The 18,880-nt window shown below is 58.0% G+C and carries 13 protein-coding genes; 7 read left to right on the top strand and 6 right to left on the bottom strand.

Annotated features, from left to right (window positions below; genetic code table 11):
• Nucleotides 1-66: 66 nt before the first annotated feature.
• From ACM1ZW_RS01695 to ACM1ZW_RS01680, 4 genes are all read right to left on the bottom strand, one after another.
• Nucleotides 67-1,698: a DNA cytosine methyltransferase gene (locus tag ACM1ZW_RS01695; protein WP_416740060.1), complete on the bottom strand. Its 1,632-nt coding sequence runs from the start codon at nucleotides 1,696-1,698 to the stop codon at nucleotides 67-69.
• 286 nt (nucleotides 1,699-1,984) lie between these two features.
• A complete protein-coding gene (locus tag ACM1ZW_RS01690; protein ID WP_416740059.1) occupies nucleotides 1,985-3,235 on the bottom strand; it encodes a ribonucleotide-diphosphate reductase subunit beta in 1,251 nt (416 codons plus the stop codon).
• Between the two features lie 515 nt (nucleotides 3,236-3,750).
• Nucleotides 3,751-4,104 (bottom strand): hypothetical protein, encoded by a 354-nt coding sequence (locus tag ACM1ZW_RS01685; protein WP_416740058.1) that lies wholly within the window; start codon nucleotides 4,102-4,104, stop codon nucleotides 3,751-3,753.
• Between the two features lie 187 nt (nucleotides 4,105-4,291).
• The gene (locus ACM1ZW_RS01680; protein WP_017340231.1) at nucleotides 4,292-4,555 is read right to left on the bottom strand and encodes a DUF2790 domain-containing protein; all 264 of its coding nucleotides are present in this window, start codon (nucleotides 4,553-4,555) and stop codon (nucleotides 4,292-4,294) included.
• Nucleotides 4,556-5,010: 455 nt separating this feature from the next.
• Between ACM1ZW_RS01680 and acs the strand changes: the two genes are divergently transcribed.
• Nucleotides 5,011-6,966, top strand: a complete 1,956-nt coding sequence (gene acs / locus ACM1ZW_RS01675) for an acetate--CoA ligase (RefSeq protein ID WP_017340230.1) — start codon at nucleotides 5,011-5,013, stop codon at nucleotides 6,964-6,966.
• Nucleotides 6,967-7,133: 167 nt separating this feature from the next.
• Here the strand turns inward: acs and ACM1ZW_RS01670 are convergent, their stop codons facing one another.
• Nucleotides 7,134-8,084, bottom strand: coding sequence for an IS481 family transposase (locus ACM1ZW_RS01670; RefSeq protein ID WP_080995117.1), 951 nt, complete (start codon nucleotides 8,082-8,084; stop codon nucleotides 7,134-7,136).
• A 616-nt stretch (nucleotides 8,085-8,700) separates the two neighbouring features.
• Here ACM1ZW_RS01670 and ACM1ZW_RS01665 point away from each other — a divergent pair.
• The 6 genes from ACM1ZW_RS01665 (at nucleotide 8,701) to argR (ending at nucleotide 14,082) form a co-directional block, all read left to right on the top strand.
• Nucleotides 8,701-9,474, top strand: a complete 774-nt coding sequence (locus tag ACM1ZW_RS01665) for an ABC transporter substrate-binding protein (protein ID WP_010457256.1) — start codon at nucleotides 8,701-8,703, stop codon at nucleotides 9,472-9,474.
• A 91-nt stretch (nucleotides 9,475-9,565) separates the two neighbouring features.
• Nucleotides 9,566-10,255, top strand: coding sequence for an ABC transporter permease (locus ACM1ZW_RS01660; RefSeq protein WP_017340229.1), 690 nt, complete (start codon nucleotides 9,566-9,568; stop codon nucleotides 10,253-10,255).
• On the top strand, nucleotides 10,252-10,950 hold the full coding sequence (locus tag ACM1ZW_RS01655; protein WP_017340228.1) for an ABC transporter permease: 699 nt from the start codon (nucleotides 10,252-10,254) through the stop codon (nucleotides 10,948-10,950). The genes ACM1ZW_RS01660 and ACM1ZW_RS01655 overlap by 4 nt, the downstream gene beginning before the upstream one ends.
• 1 nt (nucleotide 10,951) lies before the next feature.
• Complete coding sequence (locus ACM1ZW_RS01650) at nucleotides 10,952-12,064, top strand: M14 family metallopeptidase (protein ID WP_416740057.1); 1,113 nt, start codon at nucleotides 10,952-10,954, stop codon at nucleotides 12,062-12,064.
• A gap of 27 nt (nucleotides 12,065-12,091) precedes the next feature.
• Nucleotides 12,092-12,856, top strand: coding sequence for an ABC transporter ATP-binding protein (locus ACM1ZW_RS01645; protein ID WP_008154324.1), 765 nt, complete (start codon nucleotides 12,092-12,094; stop codon nucleotides 12,854-12,856).
• Nucleotides 12,857-13,101: 245 nt separating this feature from the next.
• Entirely contained in the window at nucleotides 13,102-14,082 is a 981-nt protein-coding gene (gene argR, locus ACM1ZW_RS01640; RefSeq protein WP_017340226.1) for a transcriptional regulator ArgR, read from the top strand.
• An 8-nt stretch (nucleotides 14,083-14,090) separates the two neighbouring features.
• Here argR and ACM1ZW_RS01635 read toward each other — a convergent pair whose 3' ends face one another.
• Nucleotides 14,091-18,806: a dermonecrotic toxin domain-containing protein gene (locus ACM1ZW_RS01635; protein ID WP_416740056.1), complete on the bottom strand. Its 4,716-nt coding sequence runs from the start codon at nucleotides 18,804-18,806 to the stop codon at nucleotides 14,091-14,093.
• Nucleotides 18,807-18,880 lie beyond the last annotated feature (74 nt).

Raw genomic sequence — 18,880 nt, 5'->3', positions numbered from 1 at the left:
TTTTCATTGGCAGAGGCTGGCTGAAAATTCGTCGTCGGCGGGGGGGGGGGGCTGCCCCCCCCCAAACTATCCGGCGCTGATTACGTTGCTCGATAGTCTGTCTAGTTCGATTAGTTGCGCGGTGTTGCTTGGGCTTTTTTTTCCAGATCGATAGGAGTCGATGACTGCTGCAACAACAGCTGCAATTTTTCTAGCAAGTAGCGGTGGGACCGCGTTTCCGATCTGTGTGTACTGCTGGGTTCTATTACCCTCAAAAAAGTAGTTGTCAGGAAAGGTCTGAAGCCGGGCGGCTTCGCGAACAGTCAAACTGCGACACTGGCTTGGATCCGGATGTATGTAGTAGTGCCCGTCTTTCGCTATGTGAGCGACGACGGTGGTAGAAGGTCCATCCTCCATTTGAACCCTGAAGCGGTCACTAAAGGGGACGGAGTCGGAAGACACGTTTTCATGAGCTGGCAGCAGCTGCGCAGGGAACTGATGTATTTTTGGAGAGGTGCCGTACAACTTCGCATAGCTTGCTGCAAAAATATATCTCTGCAGGTCAGAGCGCATATGACTCCTCGCCTCGTGCTGTAGCACCCCTTTAAGTCTTGGGTCGAGGAACCACTGACGCTGCTTGGCACTCATTTCTGGCTCTACTTGCCAAGGTATAAACTCGCTGCCACTGGAATTCAGTCTCTTTGCATTGAGGGCCGCCTTTTTTATGGCATCTATCAATTCTCCCCGCCCGGCCACATAGGGCCGTAAAAGCATAGAGCTGGCGTCATCCAAGGCGGAGAGCCAAGCTTCGAGGGAGTCTCCCCCCCTTGAAATTTTGCTCCGTACGGGCGGTAGTCCTGATAAAGCCTGCCCGACTGTAAAAACCGTTTTGCTGGGTTCCATTACAAGCTTGTGCGGGCGCTCCAACAAAGCAGGACAATCCGAAGCGACGTCAGAGCGAATGCCAAGCAGGATAACCCTGTGTCGAGCCTGCGGAAGGCCGTGACGTTCAGCTTGGATGACAAAGTCATGTGGGTCTGGTTTTTCCGCGTCTTTAGGGATAACTAAGGAGCGAATGTTGTATGAGAGGTCTCCCGCAGGAGCCGAGAGGTCGTCGAGAATTTGTTGGAAGATGTGCGAGCCACTGTGCTTCGAGGAAAGTATGCCTTTAACGTTCTCCATCACGAAGATAGTTGGTTTGAACTCACGAATAATCCGCAGGTACTCTTTGTAGAGAAAGTGTTTTTCGTCGCTTTCAAATTCCTCTTGGCTTTCGCGTGTTCGACGAGCACGTCCTGCTACAGAGTAGGCTTGGCACGGCGGGCCGCCAATGAGAACCCATTCATCTGCGCCAACCAGGGCTTCCTTTATCCAGCTATCGACCTCATCGGGCGAAATTTTACCAAGCTCTGCAAGCTTAGCTTCTTGCGCGGCTTCCACGGCTTCCGCGGGGACGTCCGGATGCTTGAAAAGCTCTTCACGAGTAATTTCGCCCCGGATGTATTGGTAGTAAGCCTCTGGGGCTTCACCTTTCGGAAAGGCGCGAAACAATGCGCGGAGGGATAAGGTCGCGTGAGCGACGGGATCTTTCTCGATCGAGACACGCAGTTGGAACTTACGCACTCCCTTCTCATGGCCGCCGATTGAAGAGAATCCCTCCCCAAGTCCGCCCGGGCCCGCAAAGAGGTCGATGACCGGGATAGATTCCTTATATTTCATTGAGTTAGTCGATGCGCCCAAGACAGAAATAAAAAAAGCGCACCGTTGCGCTCATGTGAGTTGCGGTCTCAAAGAGACACGCAGTATGTGCGATAAATGGTAACGGTTCACTGGGTAGCGAGCAAGAAATGAACCTTGAGCAAGCTGCCGAGTTCCACCGAGTTTACAAATCTGAGCGTAAGGAGGTGAACCTCCATTCCGAAATAGAAAAACCCCGATCAGATCGGGGCTTTTGCTATTTTGATTTGTCGATTTAGATCGCAATCGTCAAATTGTGGCTTTGGAATCAATCCCAGCTCAACGCACCACCAGTCTGATACTCAATAACCCGAGTCTCAAAGAAATTCTTCTCTTTCTTCAAGTCCATAATCTCGCTCATCCAAGGGAACGGGTTAGTCGTCCCTGGATACTCTTCCTTCAACCCGATCTGCGACAAACGACGGTTAGCGATGAACTTCAGGTAGTCCTCCATCATCGCCGCATTCATGCCCAACACGCCGCGAGGCATGGTGTCGCGAGCGTATTCGATCTCCAGCTGAGTGCCTTGCAGAATCATCTGCGAAGCTTCTTCCTTCATCTCAGCATCCCACAAGTGCGGGTTTTCGATTTTGATCTGGTTGATCACGTCGATGCCGAAGTTCAGGTGCATGGATTCGTCGCGCAGGATGTACTGGAACTGCTCGGCGACGCCGGTCATTTTGTTGCGGCGGCCCATGGAGAGGATCTGGGTAAAGCCGCAATAGAAGAAGATGCCTTCCAGAACGCAGTAGTAGGCGATCAGGTTACGCAGCAGTTCTTTGTCGGTTTCGATGGTGCCGGTTTCGAACTTCGGATCGGAGATCGAGCGGGTGTATTTGAGGCCCCAAGTGGCTTTTTTCGCGACCGATGGGATCTCGTGGTACATGTTGAAGATCTCGCCTTCATCCATGGCCAACGATTCGATGCAGTACTGGTAGGCGTGGGTGTGGATCGCCTCTTCGAAAGCCTGGCGCAGGATGTACTGGCGGCATTCCGGGTTGGTGATCAGGCGGTACACGGCCAGGACCAGGTTGTTGGCAACCAGGGAGTCGGCGGTGGAGAAGAAGCCGAGGTTGCGCATCACGATGCGGCGCTCGTCGTCGGTCAGGCCTTCCGGGTCTTTCCAGAGGGCGATGTCGGCGGTCATGTTGACTTCTTGCGGCATCCAGTGGTTTGCGCAACCGTCCAGATACTTCTGCCAGGCCCAGTCGTACTTGAAAGGCACGAGTTGGTTGAGGTCGGCGCGGCAGTTGATCATGCGCTTTTCGTCAACGGCGACACGGGCGGAGGCGCCTTCGAGTTCGGCGAGGCCTTCAGCGATGTCGAGGTTGTCCAGGGCTGCTTTGGCACGGGCGATAGCGGCAGAGTCGTTCGCGGTAACGGCGCGAGCTTCTTGAGCGGCGACACCACCAGCGGTGTCGAGTCGGTCCATGTTGGCTTCAGTCGCGTGGCCGGCGTTGGCGCCTTTTACCACGGTCTCGCCGCTGTCTTCTTTGTCGAATTCGTCCCAGCTCAGCATGACGTGTCGTCTCCTGCGTGAGGGCCAGATGCCCGTGTGATGGTTTTTCACACGGTCGGTCTGACCGCGTTGGATCTATAGAAATATCGTTTTTTGCAACAGCTATACGCAGGCATCAAACAGAATTTTGTACGGGTGTTCCGAAGCCGCTGATGGGCGCAGATAGCGTGAACAGTTCTGCGTGGGCTTCAGACTGGCTTTTGACCCCTGTAAGGGAATATTGCAGGCCCGTTTAAGCCGGCATTATAGGGAAATTTTTACGGCCGTGGTGGGGCGAATCCGCGCATGGAGCGGTCGAGAAGGAGGGTTTTTCGGTCGGAGCGAGGGTTTACAGGGCTTTGGCTGGATATCGCGGGTGAAGATTTTTTTTCTTAAATTTTGACGCACTACTTTTTTGTTCAAAAAATAGCCAGAAAAACGGGTTTTTCACTACATCTTGTGTTTTGAGTCGGTTTTCGGTGGCTGCAGACACAACTAAGCCCGACCGAAGTCGGGCTGTCAGTCACGCTCGATGATCAGCTCAGGCGAGCGGCACCGACGTGGTCTGCACCATCGGAAGCGAGTTTGCCTGCGCCGACGTGGTCGGCACCGTCGGAAGCGAGTTTGCTTGCACCGACGTGGTCTGCACCGTCGGAAGCGAGTTTGCTTGCACCGACGTGGTCTGCGCCGTCGGAAGCGAGTTTGCCTGCACCGACGTGATCGGCACCATCGGCGGCGACTTTAGCCGAGCCGGTGTGGTCGTAACCGTCAGAAGCGACAGCCGCTGCAGTGGTGAATGCTGCCGAACCGGTGCGGTCGTAACCGTCAGCGGCGAAGGTGTTGGCGGCCAGCACGGACAGGGTCAGGGCGATGATCAGTTTGGCTTTCATGGTAGTGGCTCCAGGTTCGTTGGCGTTGTGTGCCTTGGTGTGGAATTCATACTACGCCGACTAATTTGATTAAAAAGCGCAAATAAACGCTTGAAGCTATCGATATAATCGATCTTTACGGTTCGGCGCTTCATCTGCCTTGTACAGCGGGCGGGTGGGTCGAACCGTTAAAGGGGAGTGCGGGTGATTAGCCGTTGGAGCAGCCGTTACCCATGATGCTGTAGCGCAGAATGTGGCGTTGGCCTTTGGAGTCGTCGTATTCCATTTTCATGGGGACCACTTCGCACACATTGGGGATTTCACTCATGGAGATAACTTTGGCGATGTCCAGGTGAGTGGAGTAAGTGTATTCCTCGATGGCCGGTTGTTGCTGTGCGACATCAGTCGGGACCTCGTCTGCCATGGCGGTTGCGCACAGGCTGGAGAGGGCCAGAACTAATAAAGCTTTCATTTCGGTTTTACCTTTTAGAGGTCGAGTGGGGTCACGCAACCTTTTTGGGGTTGCGTGTGGAACTTGATTGCCGGTGTTTTTTGATTAACTGCCTTCGTGGGGGCTGCAACTTGGTTAATCAGGGTTTGCCTTGTTGGCGAGGCTGATTTTAGGCGTGGGGGCGGCGTTCATATAGGTGGGGTTTTGATAAACACCTTTGACAGATTTCGTAACAATCGCGGAATAGCATTCGTAATGGCCGGCTTATTGGTGATCGTTCGACGGGGTTTTTCAGGTAGACCGCGTGATCGTTCTTCCCGGGCAAGCCACGCCCCCACAGGGGGTGCGGTGTGTTCGAGAGGCTTATCACGATAATTTGTAGGGGCTTGTTACTACCATCGTCGAATGGTTCTATAGCCCCGGCCCGGCTACAACTGGGGTCATACAAAAACAACTATTCCACCGAGGTAAGAAAGATGAGTGCGGCTTCCCTGTATCCCGTTCGTCCCGAGGTTCTGGCCAATACGCTGACTGACGAGGCGACCTACAAGGCGATGTACCAGCAGTCCGTCGTCAACCCGGACGGCTTCTGGCGCGAACAAGCCAAGCGCCTCGACTGGATCAAGCCTTTCACCACGGTGAAGCAGACGTCCTTCGACGACCACCATGTCGATATCAAATGGTTCGCCGACGGCACCCTGAACGTTTCCTACAACTGCCTCGACCGTCATCTGGCCGAGCGCGGCGATCAAGTGGCGATCATTTGGGAAGGGGATGACCCTGCCGAAAGCCGCAACATCACCTACCGCGAGCTGCACGAACAAGTCTGCAAGTTCGCCAACGCCTTGCGCGGCCAGGATGTGCACCGCGGCGACGTGGTGACTATCTATATGCCGATGATCCCCGAAGCCGTGGTCGCCATGCTGGCCTGCACCCGGATCGGCGCGATTCACTCGGTGGTATTCGGTGGTTTCTCGCCGGAAGCCCTGGCCGGTCGCATCATCGACTGCAAATCCAAAGTGGTGATCACCGCTGACGAAGGCATCCGTGCCGGCAAGAAGATCCCGCTCAAGTCCAACGTCGACGACGCGCTGACCAACCCGGAAACCAGCAGCATCCAGAAAGTCATCGTGTGCAAGCGCACCGGTGGCGACATCAAGTGGAACCAGCATCGCGACATCTGGTTTGAAGACCTGATGAAAGTGGCGGGCAGTGTCTGCGCGCCGAAAGAGATGGGCGCCGAAGAAGCGCTGTTCATCCTTTACACCTCCGGCTCCACCGGCAAGCCTAAAGGCGTGCAGCACACCACCGGCGGCTACCTGCTTTACGCGGCCATGACCCATGAGCGCGTGTTCGACTACCGCCCGGGCGAAATCTACTGGTGCACCGCCGACGTCGGCTGGGTCACCGGCCACAGCTATATCGTCTACGGCCCATTGGCCAACGGCGCGACCACGCTGCTGTTCGAAGGCGTGCCGAACTACCCGGACATCACTCGGGTGGCGAAGATCGTCGACAAGCACAAGGTCAACATTCTCTACACGGCGCCAACCGCCATTCGCGCGATGATGGCGTCGGGTCAGGCCGCTGTCGAAGGTGCTGATGGCAGCAGTTTGCGCCTGCTCGGTTCGGTGGGTGAGCCGATCAACCCGGAAGCATGGGACTGGTACTACAAGAATGTGGGCAAGTCCCGTTGCCCGATCGTCGATACCTGGTGGCAGACCGAAACCGGCGGCAACATGATGAGCCCGCTGCCGGGCGCTCACGCCCTCAAGCCGGGTTCTGCGGCGCGTCCGTTCTTCGGTGTGGTGCCGGCGTTGGTCGACAACCTGGGCAACATCATCGAAGGCGTGGCCGAGGGCAACCTGGTGATTCTCGATTCGTGGCCGGGTCAGGCGCGCACGCTGTACGGCGACCATGACCGCTTCGTCGATACCTACTTCAAGACCTTCCGTGGCATGTACTTCACCGGTGACGGTGCGCGTCGTGACGAAGATGGTTACTACTGGATCACCGGTCGCGTGGACGACGTGCTCAACGTGTCCGGCCACCGTATGGGCACCGCCGAAATCGAAAGCGCGATGGTCGCTCACCCGAAAGTCGCCGAGGCTGCCGTGGTCGGCGTGCCGCACGACATCAAGGGGCAGGGCATTTATGTCTACGTGACGCTGAACGCTGGCGAAGAGACGAGCGAGCAATTGCGTCTGGAACTGAAGAACTGGGTGCGTAAAGAGATCGGCCCGATTGCTTCGCCGGATGTGATTCAGTGGGCGCCGGGGCTGCCGAAAACGCGTTCGGGCAAGATCATGCGCCGGATCCTGCGCAAGATTGCGACGGCCGAATACGATGGGTTGGGGGATATCTCCACCCTGGCGGACCCAGGTGTGGTGCAGCATTTGATTGATACACACAAGACGATGAATGTTGCGTAAGTAACGTTCCGAGTCATCGAAGCCCTGCCAGGTGTTGAGCCTGGTGGGGTTTTTTTTGTCTGCGGATTTTGTATTGCCTGACCGGGCCTCATCGCTAGCAGGCTAGCTCCCACAGGGATCTCCGGTGGATTCACAATGTGCATCGAGCGCAGCTCCCTCTGTGGGAGCTAGCTGTGTAAACCCACCACGTTGTTCACGGATGCTATTCGGCTAATTGGTGGCAAATAACTCAGGCTGGCATGCGGGCGATGCCAGTTGTACTCGTGCAACCACGACGTCAGGTAGGTCGCACGTTGGTCTGAGCTTTCGTAACTTCTGGCGTAGGCCCATTCGCGCAGAGCGGTTTGGATAAATCGCTCTGCCTTGCCATTCGTTCGTGGTGTGTAAGGTTTGGTATAGATGTGTTTAAGCCCCAGCCGTCGACATAGACGCTTGAAACGTCCGGACTTGTAGCAAGGGCCGTTATCGGTCATTACCCGCTCGAAGCAAACGCCAAGGCTTGCGTAGTAGCGCAGGGCCCGGATCAGCGCGAGGCAGGCGCTACGCCCACTTTGGTCTGCGTACAAACCGCTGTGTGCCACTCGACTGTTATCGTCGATGGCAACATGGGCGTATTCCCAACCGACATGGTAAGAGCGGCCTTTTAGGCGGTCTCGTGTCACTCGATGACCTGGTTTGTTAAAACGCCCCAGCTTCTTGATGTCCAGGTGAAGCAGACCTCCGGGCTGAGAATATTCGTAGCGAATCACTGGCGGTGGCGGCTCCAGGTATGCCAAACGGTTGAGGCCGTTACGGCTCAATAACCTGCCCACAGTGCTGTGTCCCACCTTCAAGTCCTGGCTGATTTGGCGATAGGTTTTTCGCTGGCGACGTAGCTCAAGCACTTGTTCCTGGCGCATCTCAGGAAGCGCGTGCGGACAGAACTTGGGGCGGGACGAACGATCCTGCAGTCCTTCCTCGCCTTCAGCTCGATAGCGATTAAGCCACTTGTAGGCAGTGCGAACACTGACTCCTTGAGACTGAGCTACCTCAACAGGTCTCAGGCCTTCCTTAAGGATTCGTTGAACAAGAAGGGCTCGACCGGAAACGGTTAATCGGGCATTTTTATGAGCGTTCACTCGGGGCCTCCGGGTGCTTGGTTTGGTTCGCACCTCCAATTTCCCGGAAAAGCCCCGAGTGAACAACCTACAGAGAGATCACAGCTAGCCTGCTAGCGATGGCGATCTGTCAGGCGCCCAATCAACATCAACCAATAATTATCGGCTTCACCCGTAGGCCATTTCCCACTGTTACCCGCCACCCTTCAAGTAACTGAATGTGTAACCGCTCGCGCCGATACGGGGCATTGAGAAACGCCATCAGCCTGCAACGGTGCATTTTCGCTCGGCAAAAAAATAAGAACCCACGCTACGCTTGCCGGATTAGAAGGCTTTGCCAATAATAGGCCCGCAATTTGCAATATAGATCGGTTAACTGTCTTTTGCTCTTGCATGAAATTGCAAGGCTGTCAACGTGCCCAAACGGCTTTCTCGGTGCTTCTGTAATTTGTTGTCGCATTGAAGAAATATCGGCTTCGGGCCTGTCGTTAGAATGCCGATCACTCGCTCGTCGTTGCCTGTGTTGAAAATTCGCACAGGCACTGTAGGACGCAGCAACGCTTTCCGGTTCCACTCATCCGCATATTGGGCTGTCGCTCACTCTGCCGTTTTAGCCCTTTACCGATGGAGTCCCAAGATGAAGAAACTCGTGCTGCTTGGCGCCCTGGCACTGTCCGTGCTGTCCCTGCCAACCTTCGCCGATGAAAAGCCTCTGAAAATCGGTATCGAAGCGGCTTACCCTCCGTTCGCTTCCAAGGCGCCGGACGGCAGCATCGTTGGTTTCGACTACGACATCGGCAACGCCCTTTGCGAAGAGATGAAGGTCAAGTGCACCTGGGTCGAGCAAGAGTTCGACGGTCTGATCCCGGCACTCAAAGTGCGCAAGATCGACGCGATCCTGTCGTCCATGTCGATCACTGAAGACCGCAAGAAGTCCGTGGACTTCACCAACAAGTACTACAACACCCCGGCTCGCCTGGTCATGAAGGCCGGCACTCAAGTCAGCGAAGGCCTGACCGAGCTCAAGGGCAAGAACATCGGCGTGCAACGTGGTTCGATCCACGAGCGTTTCGCCCGCGAAGTCCTGGCCCCGCTGGGTGCCGAGATCAAGCCGTACGGTTCGCAGAACGAAATCTACCTCGACGTGGCTGCCGGTCGCCTCGACGGCACCGTGGCAGACGCTACGCTGCTGGATGACGGTTTCCTGAAAACCGACGCCGGCAAAGGTTTCGCCTTCGTTGGCCCGGCCTTCACCGACGTCAAATACTTCGGCGACGGCGTAGGTATCGCGGTTCGCAAGGGTGACGCGCTGAAAGACAAGATCAACACTGCGATCGCCGCCATTCGCGAGAACGGCAAGTACAAGCAGATCCAGGACAAATACTTCGCCTTCGATATCTACGGCAAGTAACACGTCCAGGCGACAAGTCCGAAATGGCGCAAGCAGCAGGATCTCTGAGGTTTGCGCCATTTTTTCATCCCAACTTTCGAGGACCTGAATCATGTTGAAAGGCTACGGGGCTGTCATCCTCGATGGCGCATGGCTGACGCTTCAGCTCGCCTTGTCGTCCATGGCCCTGGCCATCCTTCTGGGGCTGATCGGCGTTGCGCTGCGTCTTTCCCCGGTGCGCTGGCTGGCCTGGCTGGGCGATCTGTATTCCACGGTCATCCGCGGGATTCCCGACCTGGTGCTGATCCTGCTGATTTTCTACGGTGGTCAGGACCTGCTCAATCGCGTCGCGCCGATGCTGGGCTATGACGATTACATCGACCTGAACCCGTTGGCCGCCGGTATCGGCACCCTGGGCTTCATCTTCGGTGCGTACCTGTCGGAAACCTTCCGTGGCGCGTTCATGGCGATCCCGAAGGGTCAGGCAGAAGCCGGCATGGCGTACGGCATGAGCAGTTTTCAGGTGTTCTTCCGGGTGTTGGTGCCGCAGATGATTCGTCTGGCGATTCCGGGTTTCACCAACAACTGGCTGGTGTTGACCAAGGCCACCGCGCTGATTTCGGTGGTGGGTCTGCAAGACATGATGTTCAAGGCCAAGCAGGCGGCAGATGCCACCCGCGAGCCTTTCACCTTCTTCCTCGCAGTGGCGGCGATGTACCTGGTGATCACCAGTGTCTCGTTGCTGGCATTGCGTCACCTTGAGAAGCGCTACTCGGTAGGCGTAAGGGCGGCTGATCTATGATCTTCGACTACAACGTCATTTGGGAGGCCTTGCCGCTGTACTTCGGCGGCCTGGTGACCACCCTCAAATTGCTCGCACTGTCGCTGTTTTTCGGTCTGCTGGCGGCCTTGCCGCTGGGCCTGATGCGCGTCTCGAAGAACGCAGCCGTCAACATGACGGCCTGGCTCTTCACCTACGTGATCCGCGGCACGCCGATGCTGGTGCAGCTATTTTTGATCTACTACGGGCTGGCGCAATTCGAAGCGGTACGTGAAAGCTTCCTATGGCCGTGGCTGTCCAGCGCGACGTTCTGTGCGTGCCTGGCCTTCGCGATCAACACCAGCGCCTACACCGCGGAAATCATCGCCGGCAGCCTGCGCGCTACGCCGAACGGTGAAATCGAAGCGGCCAAGGCCATGGGCATGTCGCGCTTCAAGATGTACAAACGCATCCTGCTGCCGTCGGCCCTGCGCCGTGCGCTGCCGCAGTACAGCAACGAAGTGATCATGATGCTGCAGACCACCAGTCTGGCCTCCATCGTGACCCTGATCGACATCACTGGTGCCGCGCGCACGGTCAACGCTCAGTTCTACCTGCCGTTCGAGGCTTACATCACCGCTGGCGTGTTCTACCTGTGCCTGACGTTCATTCTGGTGAAGCTGTTCAAACTGGCCGAGCGCCGCTGGCTGGGCTATCTGGCCCCGCGGAAGCACTGATATGGAACGCATCGATCATCCATTGCCGTGGAGCCACCTGGGAAGCGAACGCCAGATTTCGGTGTTCCGCTTCGGCAGCGGCGAGCGCAAGGCTTACATCCAGGCCAGCCTGCACGCCGATGAACTGCCGGGCATGCGCACCGCCTGGGAGCTGAAAAAGCGCCTGACCGAACTCGAAGCTAAGGGCTTGCTCAACGGTGTGATCGAACTGGTGCCGGTGGCCAATCCACTGGGCCTCGGTCAACTGCTTCAGGGCAATCATCAGGGGCGTTTCGAAGCGGGCAGCGGCAAGAATTTCAACCGGGATTTCGTCGAGCTGAGCGCGCCAGTGGTCGCTGAGCTGGACGGGCACCTGGGCGATGATCCGCACGCCAATATCCGCTTGATCCGTCAGGCCATGAGCGATCATCTGGCCGCATTGCCTGAGGCGAGCAGCCAGTTGCAAGGCATGCAGCGCGTGCTGCTCAGCCACGCCTGCACCGCCGACGTCGTGCTGGATCTGCATTGCGACGCCGAAGCTGCGCTGCATATGTACGCCTTGCCGCAACACTGGCCGCAATGGCGTTCGCTCGCCGCGCACCTGAATGTGAAAGTGGGCCTGCTGGCGGAAGATTCCGGCGGCAGTTCCTTCGACGAAGCCTGCTCGTTGCCGTGGCTGCGTCTGTCGCGTCAGTTCCCGGACGCGCAGATTCCGTTGGCCTGCCTGGCGACCACCATTGAACTGGGTGGTCAGGCCGACACCGGTCGCGCCGATGCCGAGGCTTACGCCGAAGGCATTCTGGCGTTCCTCGCCGAGCAAGGCTTGATCAGCGGCGAATGGCCGAAACCGGCGCAAGAAGCTTGCGAAGGCATGCCGTTCGAAGGCACCGAATTGCTGTTCGCGCCGCATCCGGGCGTGATCAGTTTCTTGCGTAAACCCGGTGAGTGGATCGAAGCCGGCGACGAGATTTTCGAAGTGATCGATCCGTTATCGGATCGGGTCAGCACGGTGTGTGCTGGTACGTCCGGGGTGCTGTTTGCCATTGAACGGCTGCGTTATGCCCAACCCGGTTTCTGGCTGGCCAAGGTGGCGGGGCGCGAAGCGCTGCGTCACGGGCGCTTGCTCAACGACTGACTGACTGTTTTTGTGAGAACCGACCGCATGTACAAACTTGAAGTCCAAGACCTGCATAAACGCTATGGCAGTCACGAAGTGCTCAAGGGCGTGTCCCTGAAAGCGGCGGCTGGTGATGTGATCAGCATCATCGGCTCCAGTGGCTCCGGCAAAAGTACTTTCCTGCGCTGCATCAACCTGCTGGAGCAGCCGCACGCGGGCAAAATTCTGCTCAACAACGAAGAGCTGAAACTGGTGGCCAACAAGGACGGCGCGCTGAAGGCCGCCGACCCGAAACAGCTGCAACGCATGCGTTCGCGCCTGTCGATGGTGTTCCAGCATTTCAACCTGTGGTCGCACATGACCGCGCTGGAAAACATCATGGAAGCGCCGGTCCACGTGCTCGGCATGTCCAAGGCCGAAGCCCGCGAGAAAGCCGAGCACTACCTGAACAAGGTTGGCGTGGCGCATCGTAAGGATGCCTACCCGGGCCACATGTCCGGCGGCGAGCAACAGCGCGTGGCGATTGCCCGTGCCCTGGCGATGGAACCCGAGGTGATGCTGTTCGACGAACCGACCTCGGCCCTCGACCCGGAACTGGTCGGCGACGTGCTGAAGGTCATGCAGGCCCTGGCGCTGGAAGGCCGGACCATGGTGGTGGTCACGCACGAAATGGGCTTCGCCCGTGAAGTGTCGAACCAACTGGTGTTCCTGCACAAAGGTGTCGTCGAAGAAAGCGGCAACCCGCGTGAGGTGCTGGTCAATCCACAGTCCGAACGCTTGCAACAATTCCTCTCGGGCAGCCTGAAGTAAACCGAACTCCCGTTGCGCACCGGGATAGTGCATGCTTCGCAACCTGAAGGCCGGCTCCGATCCCTGTGGGAGCTGGCCTGCCAGCGATAGCGGTGGGACAGTTTACATATCTGGCACCGACACGCGGCCATCGCTGGCAGGCCAGCTCCCACAGTTTGATCTGTGCTGGTTTTGAGATATGCGTTCATTTACGGGCTAGCATTGGCCCATGCCTTCATCACTGTTTTCGTTTCGGATTGCCCGCCATGACTGCCCATCGAATTGGTTTCCTGATTTGGCCCAGCACTAAAGCACTGACGCTTGCGCTGGCTGAGGAGGCCTTGCGTGTTGCCCAGCGTGTGCATCCGGACGTGGTCTACGAACTGTCGTTCTTGCAGGCCGAACCGCCGACCGAGGGCGCCTGGCAATTGCCGGGGGAACCCTGGGCCGGCAAGCTCGAACATTTCCAGAAACTGTTCCTGCTCGCCGATGAGCCGCCGACCGCACTTGCGCCGGCGCTCAGCAGTTCGCTGAAACAACTGGTGCGTGCCGGGTGCGTGATTGGCGGTCTGTCGGCCGGTGTCTACCCATTGGCGCAACTCGGTTTGCTCGACGGTTATCGCGCTGCCGTGCACTGGCGCTGGCAGGACGATTTCGCCGAGCGTTTCCCGAAAGTCATCGCCACCAGTCACCTGTTCGACTGGGATCGCGATCGCCTGACCGCGTGCGGCGGTCTGTCGGTTCTCGATCTGTTGCTGGCCGTGCTGGCCCGTGATCACGGCGCCGAACTCGCTGGCGCCGTGTCCGAGGAGCTGGTGGTCGAGCGCATTCGCGAAGGCGGCGAGCGCCAACGCATTCCGCTGCAGAACCGCCTCGGTTCCAGCCACCCGAAGCTCACCCAAGCGGTGTTGCTGATGGAAGCCAACATCGAAGAACCGCTGACCACCGACGAAATCGCCCAGCATGTGTGCGTGTCCCGTCGGCAGCTGGAGCGCATCTTCAAGCAATACCTCAACCGGGTGCCGAGCCAGTACTACCTGGAACTGCGTTTGAACAAGGCCCGGCAGATGTTGATGCAAACCAGCAAGTCGATCATTCAGATCGGCCTGTCGTGTGGCTTCTCTTCGGGGCCGCATTTCTCCAGTGCCTACCGCAACTTCTTCGGCGCCACGCCGCGGGAAGATCGCAACCAGCGGCGCAGCAGCAGTCCGTTCGAGTTGTCGTCGGTGCCATCGGAACGAGGCTGACGGCGGCCTTACTCGTCGACTTCGGACCCCTCCGTTGATGAAACCTGAATCTCACCTCGATTGATCACTTCTTCCACACCGAAATCCGTGCCTGTGCTCTGGTAGTAGTCGATCAGCCGTAACACGCTTTCCTCGGAAAAAGGATTGCCTCGAAGACTGATGTTCTCTGCCACTTCCACGGGCACTTCCATGATGTCGCTCGGGATCTCGGTGATGGCGTTATCGCTCAGGTCGGCCCAATCCAGTTCCTCCAGCTGCAGCAGGCCACGGGGCAATTCGGTGATGCCGGTCTCGGCAAGGAGGACGGTGGAGAGCTCCTTCATTTGACTCAGATCGGGCGCTCGACCCAAAGGGTTGAGGCTCAGGTCCAGATAGTCCAGCTGCTCCATTCCCGCCAATGCGTTTGCCGATTCCGCTGACAAAGTGATGCGGCAGTCAGACAGTGACAGTGACCGCAGTCGACCCATCTTGAACACGGCCTCGGGAAGGGTGCCGAGGTCACACTCACGCAGTCTCAGGCTTTTGAGATTGGGGAAGGCGTCGAGAAAGTGGCCGATCCGGGTCACGCCATCGACACTTTGCAGTTCCAGCGTCGAGACATGGCTGAAGTCGGCGCTGAGGGTGGGCAGCTCTCCCGTTATCCGGGAACTGATGATCAGATCAAACGTGGGCTCGAGCGCTTCATTGAAGTCGTCCAGTTCGCTCTGATGCCGCCAGCATTGCTGCAGCGTTTGCATGAATTCATTGCGGTTGGTGTGCTCGACAGATACCTGGCGCTCGTTGAACGGTTCGCCCGTGCGTGGGTGAAGCGGCGGCAGGTCGGTGGTCCATGCCGCCAGGTCGCTGCTCAATTGAGCGAGCTCTGTTTCCAGCCTGGTCAGTTCTACCCGGCCATCCTCCAGGGTTCCCGGCAATTCGTAGACGAAATCGCTGGCCTGCTCGATCTCCATGTTCGGGTATAGCGCCCTGACACGCACGATATCTGCCTCGGGGGCATAGACACCCAGATCGTATGAGGTTTCGAGGTAATGCAGCTTGATGAGATGTCGATCGCTGTCGACGAGCGGATTGTCCGCGAGGTGGATGCCACGCTTGTCGTAGACCTTGCTCTCGAACAACCCGGCAGGCAGCTCGGTGATTCGGTTGTTGATCAGCATGAGCGTGTCGAGCCTGGGGTGCGTGATGGCGCTGGCGGGGAATTCCGTCAGACCTGTTTCGCTCAGGTCCAGGTGCACCAGTTCCGGCATGAACTCGATGCTGGGTGTCGTGGTGAATGGGTTCCGGAACAGGTCCAGCATCACCAGTTTTTTCAATGACGTCAGCCTTGTCCAGGTGGCGGCGTCGAACGTGATTGCACAGTCGTTGAGCAGCAATGCATCGAGGTTGGCCATCCGTGGAATCGCCTCGGGCAGGGTGGTCATCGAAAACTGGCGCAAATCGAGGCGACGAAGGTCATTGAAACGTTGCAGAAACCCGTGAATGCCTTGCTCTGCACGACTGCCTTCAAGGGCCAGCAGGGAAACGTGGCTGAAGTCCGCCGTCAGAACCGGCAGATCACCCAGAATCGGTTCCGCGAACCGCAGTATGTATCGGTCACTGCTGTCCGCAGCGCCCAGGTCCCGGTCTGACAGTCTGCGCCAGCTACGCTGGATTTCCTGGGCCAGCAACCGTCGGTTGTGCTGCTGTGCCTGTTGTTCCAGCTCGCTCAGTGGAAGCCTGGTTTCGGGGTGGACGGTGGGCGCTTCGTTTATCCAGCGGCCCAGATCCTCGTGCAGCCGTTCCATTTCATTGCGCAGGCGCGAAAGCTCCACGCGAGCACCATCGGGGTGGCGTTGCAAGCGGGCAACGATGGCGCTGAGTTCATCCTGGGGCAGGCCTGGATACACCTCGCGAACCCTGTCATTGAGTGTCGGTGTCGGGCGACCGATGCGTTGGTAACCCGCCGTTCCTCCGGGCAGGCGCATGGTCGTCGGGTCATAGAAGGGTTTTCGGTTGGGGTGCTTGGCCAGAAGCGCGCGCAACTCCGGTTTGTGCTGTGCTTGCCGGACAATGCGTTGTTTGAGTATCGGCCCGTCGTCGACAGAAAGGCCCATCGCGTTGCGCTCCGTTTCAGGCAATGCCTGAAGGATGGCCTGATAAAAGTCGCCCGGCAGTTCAGTGTTGTCATGGACCTTGTAAGTGCCGTCCTCGGCGTACACCAATGTCCTGAGGAGGGGCGCGTCGGGTTCGCCGATGCTGTCGCGCAACGTCCCTTCATGGGAAAACTCCCTGACCTCGATGCGCAGGCGAGCGGGCCAGCCGGGCAGTGACTCAAGCGTGTGCAGGGCCAGACGATGGGTATCCGCCGTTTCCATGCCCTCCAGATAAAACCCCTCGTAGGCTCTGGCGACACGCACCGCGACCAGGGCTTTCAGTGCTACATCCTTGAGCCGTTGCGGCAAGCGCCCGCTGTGCATTTGTTTCAGCTCGGTGCCGGTTGCGTTGCTCACCAGTTCTTGCGCGATATCCGTGGGCAGTCCGCGCACTTCGCCTTGCAGCAGTTGAACATGGCGGTCGTCGGTTTTTTCGAGTTCGCGGTAGCGAGACTGGAACAAGGATGAGCGCTGATTCAACGCCTGATAGCGATCGGGATGTTCGCTTCCGGTCTGATCGACCAGTGCCTGAATGTCGCGGTCGATGTTGAGGCGCTTGATCGTGTCGGTCAGAAGCGAAGGCGGGCGCTGATTCTCGACATGCATCTCGCGCAACACGTTGTCGTGAAAACCGCTGATCTGCAGGATTTGCTCGCGCTCGGCAGTGTTGAACGACTCGACGCTCTGGCCAAGTCGGCGCAGTACGGTTTCCCGGTCCCATGTCAGCGGTCGCTCCAGCAGGGTCTGCCAGGCGCCATGATGGTTGTGGCGCAGAGCGGGCTGATAGGCATCGGCCCGGTTCGGATGTTGAATCTGAAAGCGGCCAGTCTTGCTGTCCAGCTTGACCGAGTAGAGCTTGTCTTCAACGCGAGCCAGGGTTTTGCCCTCGTGCTGATATAAACCGAGATGATCGCGTGGGGCAGGGTCCGGCAAATCAACGGATTGTTCGTAAGGGGTCAGGTCCTGTTTCCAGTATCGGGTTTTGCCTGGGGCTGTTTCGACCGGTTTGAGCGGGGAAATCAGCGTCACCGCCTCGCGAGACATGAGGCCATTGAACGCATTGGCTGCCATGGCGCCGCCCACCACGAACGTGCCGAGTTCCACCACCGTCTCAACGATCGTCATCAAGTGCCCGAACGCTTCGGTTTTCAGGCCTTCGGCCCAGTCAATGATGCCTTCGAAGGCGTCGTCGAGCACTTGGTAGGCCATGTAGCCCAGCATTATCTCGCCCAGAAACGGAACAAAAGGCAGGGCAGCGAACGACGCCACTTCAAGGATCTTTTTGGCGACATTGCTGAAGGCGTCCCATGCCGCCCACCGTGCCGCTCGGTCGGCACTGGCGGTAGAGACCGCAAGCGTGCGCCCGTCATTGAGGATCTTGTTCAGTTGCTGCTGGTAGAGGTGTGTCCCCAGGTCGTGACTGATCTGACTGACCGAGAACTGCAGGTTGGGCGTGTCGATGGGGGTATCGCGCCAGCTCGGCAGCGGATCACCGCGCTGGTGTTCATGCCAGGTGACCGCGCTGAGACGGCTGTTGAGGTCGGCGAAAAAGTGTCCTCGTTCCTGATGATCGATGAACCGGCTGAAGAACGCCTGATAAGCCGGGGCGCGCAGTTTGCGGGTCAGCTCGGTCATGAACGCCAGGGTGTCGGGGTACTGTTTGAGCGGATGTTCCGGGTCGTCGGGGATGTAGGCGATGATCCGCGAGCGCTGGGCGGTGAGCTCAAGCCTCGGCGCGAAAATGACGATGCCCGTCAGCAATGAAGACATGATTTTCAGGTCGTGGCAGTGCAGTCGCCAGTTGTCCAGCCCCACGTTTTCCCGGCCCTCGAGAATGTCGAGAATCGACTGGCAGGCGTCCTGCGGCAGGTCGGCCCGGAGCTGGGCCAGTTGCAGGGCTGAAAGCAGGGCGGCCTTGTGTGTCTTGATCACGCTCGACTTCAACACGGCAGCCGCCACCGGGTTGGTAAATCCCAGGTTTTCCTTGAGGTATGTCTCGTATCGAGCACCGATATCCAGCTCCCTGCATAACCGGGTGAAGTGCTGAATGGAGAGTTGGCGCTTGATCGCCGGTAACGTCTCGAATTGCCCCGTTGGCGAGGGTTCGGTGATGAATGTCGAGGCTGATTCGTAGGCCTCGGCTTCAGTTTCCGACTCCTGAAAGTTGTGCAGGGCGGCGTCGAGCAGCGATACCGTCCAGGTGCGCGCTGCACCGGTCTTGATCGGGAACCATGGAATGGTCTGCGGGATGTACAGGCGCAGGAAGGTCGTCTTGACGTCCAGTTCCAGTCCGTACCGGGTTCTCAATGCGTCTTGCAGAAGCGGTTCGGCAAAGTCCCGGGCGTTCTGCAATTTATCCAGCATGGATTCCAGGTGGTTGCGCTGGGTCAGGTAGTGCGTGTTGGCTGCTTTCAGTGCCTGATGCTGCTGGCGGGTTGCTGTGGTGTGCCAGCCAGGAATATCCAGCGGTGCGCTCTTGAGCGCGCGCCGGGTGGCGGGCGATGCTGTTATTACCCAATCGGGCAGATTGTGGAATACATGCTGAAAATGCGTGTCTGGCTGAGCCGTGAGCTCGGGGTGATGCTGGGTCATTGCGCTAATCCCTTAGCGTTTGGATGGACGCGCAGCAAAACAGACGATGACGCATGGCGTGCGGTACATAATTA

It is taken from the genome of Pseudomonas sp. NFX71 (assembly GCF_048079215.1).
Classification (GTDB): domain Bacteria; phylum Pseudomonadota; class Gammaproteobacteria; order Pseudomonadales; family Pseudomonadaceae; genus Aquipseudomonas; species Aquipseudomonas fluorescens_B.
Note: the sequence above shows the minus strand (reverse complement) of the source record. Positions and strands in the feature narration are given on the sequence as shown.